The sequence below is a fragment of the Candidatus Phytoplasma stylosanthis genome (assembly GCF_032886435.1).
Taxonomy (GTDB): Bacteria; Bacillota_I; Bacilli_A; order Acholeplasmatales; family Acholeplasmataceae; genus Phytoplasma; species Phytoplasma stylosanthis.
On sequence record NZ_JAUZJP010000021.1, the window covers coordinates 1 to 3,093 of the forward strand.

Annotated in this window: 2 rRNA genes; both read right to left on the minus strand. The window is 42.5% G+C overall.

The window, feature by feature from the left end:
• Positions 1–12: 12 nt before the first annotated feature.
• A 5S ribosomal RNA gene (rrf, locus tag Q8777_RS02260) occupies positions 13–125 on the minus strand.
• Positions 126–167: 42 nt separating this feature from the next.
• A 23S ribosomal RNA gene (locus Q8777_RS02265) occupies positions 168–3,031 on the minus strand.
• Positions 3,032–3,093 lie beyond the last annotated feature (62 nt).

Sequence of the window (3,093 nt, forward strand, 5' to 3'; positions counted from 1 at the left end):
CTTCTAAGTAAACCTTGGCAAATCTTATCTTTGCTTTTGAAACCAAAAACTATTTTCAGAATAAAAGGACTTAACTGCTGTATTCGAAATGGGAACAGGTGTTTCCCCTTTTATTAATCACCAAGGTTCTTTCAAAACTAGATAAACATAACTTCAGAATTTTTATAAAATCAAAGTCAATGGATCTATTAGTACTAGTCAGCTAAAAAAATCACTTTTCTTACACCTCTAGCCTATCAACCTGATAGTCTTTCAGGGATCTCATAGGGAAATCTCATCTTAAAGGAGGCTTCACACTTAGATGCTTTCAGTGTTTATCCTTTCTATACGTAGCTACTCAGCTATGGCTCTGGCGAACCAACTGAACCACCAGAGGTATATCCATCCCGGTCTTCTCATACTAGGGACAGCTCTTTTCAAATTTCCAACGCCCACGACGGATAGAGACCGAACTGTCTCACGACGTTCTGAACCCAGCTCGCGTTCCGCTTTAATGGGCGAACAGCCCAACCCTTGGAACCTTCTCCAGCTCCAGGATGCGATGAGCCGACATCGAGGTGCCAAACCGCTTCGTCGCTGTGAACGCTCGGAAGCGATAAGCCTGTTATCCCCAGGGTAGCTTTTATCCGTTGAGTTACGACCCTTCCATGCGGTATCGTAAGATCACTAAGTCCGACTTTCGTCTCTGCTCGACTTGTAGGTCTCGCAGTCAAGCTCCCTTATGCCTTTACACTCTATAAATGATTTCCGACCATTTCGAGGGAACCTTATGAACGCCTCCGTTACTCTTTAGGAGGCGACCGCCCCAGTCAAACTGCCCACCAAACACTGTCCTTCGCAATTCACTTGCGCAAGTTAGAGTCTAAAAAACTCAAGAGTGGTATCCCAAAGGCGACTCCCTTTAAACTAGCGTCTAAAGTTCTCTGTCTCCCACCTATTCTGTACATGAACTTCTCAAATTCAATATTAAGCTACAGTAAAGCTCCATGGGGTCTTTTCGTCCTGTCGCGGGTAATCGGCATTTTCACCGATAATTTGATTTCACCGAGACTCTTGTTGAGACAGCGCCCAAATCGTTATGCCTTTCGTGCGGGTCGGAATTTACCCGACAAGGAATTTCGCTACCTTAGGACCGTTATAGTTACGGCCGTCGTTCACTGGGACTTCAATTCAATGCTTTGGTTTAACCCTAACATCTCCTCTTGATCTTCCAGCACCGGACAGGCATCAGCCTCTATACATCACCTCACGGTTTAGCAGAGACCTATGTTTTTGATAAACAGTCGCTTGGGCTTCTTTTCTGTGGCTTTTACTTTTGACATAAAAGCTCTCCTTATCCCGAAGTTACGGAGCAATTTTGCCGAGTTCCTTAACAAGAGTTTTCTCGCGCGTCTTAGTATTCTCTACCTTCCCACCTGTGTCGGTTTACGGTACAGGTAAAAAAACAATTAACCATAGAAGTTTTTCTTGAAAGTATGACATCAATCACTTTACTTTCGAATCTCATTTTTTGGAATAAAAAGACGGATTTGCCTATCTTTTCAAACTTGATCCTTCTACCCTAATCCAATAAAGGGCGTGTTTAGCCTTCTTTGTCGCTCCATCAGTTGTTTTTTTAGTGCAGGAATTTTAGCCTGCTTTCCATCGACTACGTATTTCTACCTCACCTTAGGACCTGACTAACCCAGGGCGGACGAACCTGCCCCTGGAAACCTTGGGTTTTCGACGGATAGGATTCTCGCCTATCTTTTCGTTACTTACACCGGCATTCTCACTTCTGATTTCTCCACCACTGCTCACGCTATGGCTTCAACGACATCAGAACGCTTCCCCTACCATATCTAACATAAGTTAGTATCCGTAGCTTCGGTATAATGTTTTAGCCCCGATACATTTTCGGCGCGAAGTCATTAGACTAGTGAGCTATTACGCACTCTTTAAAAGATGGCTGCTTCTAAGCCAACTTCCTAGCTGTTTTAACGTCTTCACTTCCTTTTCCACTTAACATTAATTTAGGGACCTTAGCTGACGGTCTGGGCTCTTTCCCTTTTGACCATGGACCTTATCACCCACAGTCTGACTGCTGATTTTTTTTCATAACATTCGGAGTTTAATTGAGATCAGTACCCCGAGGTGGAGCCCTCACTCATTTAGTGCTCTACCTTCATGAAAATATTTTTATTAATCAACGCTAGCCCTAAAGCTATTTCGGGGAGAACCAGCTATCTCTGAGTTCGATTGGAATTTCACCCCTAGCCACAAGTCATCCAAACACTTTTCAACGTGTCCTGGTTCGGTCCTCCATATGGTTTCAACCATACTTCAACCTGCTCATGGCTAGCTCACTTCAGTTTCGGGTCTATGACATACAACTAAACGCTCTTTTAAAACTCGCTTTCGCTACGGCTACGTTCCTTCAAACTTAACCTTGCTCTATATCATAACTCGCCGGTTCATTCTGCAAAAGGCAAGCCATCACTCCTTAACGAGCTCTGACTAATTGTAAGCATACAGTTTCAGGATCTATTTCACTCCCCTCCCGGGGTTCTTTTCACCTTTCCCTCACGGTACTAGTTCACTATCGGTCACTAAGAAGTATTTAGCCTTAGGAGATGGTCCTCCTATCTTCCAACAAGATTTCTCGTGTCTCGCCGTACTTTTTGATATCCTAGATAGGAAATTTTCCCTTACAGGACTATCACCTTCTTTGGTGTTTCTTTCCAAAAACTTCAAGTTATTTCCTATTTTGTAACTAGTATTTGATATCTAGGCTGTTCCACTTTCGTTCGTCACTACTTACGGAATCGTTTTTACTTTCTTTTCCTACAGTTACTTAGATATTTCAGTTCACTGCGTTCCCTTTTTGATTAAAAAAATCAAAAAACTACAAGTTTATTGTAGTAGGTTGCCCCATTCGGAAATCCATGGATCTACATTTATTGACAACTCCCCATGGCATATCGTTGTTAATTACGTCCTTCATCGGCTCTTAGTGCCAAGGCATCCACTGTACGCTCTTAATTCCTTTAATTCCATTATAATTCTAAAAGCTATATTTATCTACTTTTCAAAGAACTTTAAAAGGTAAAAATT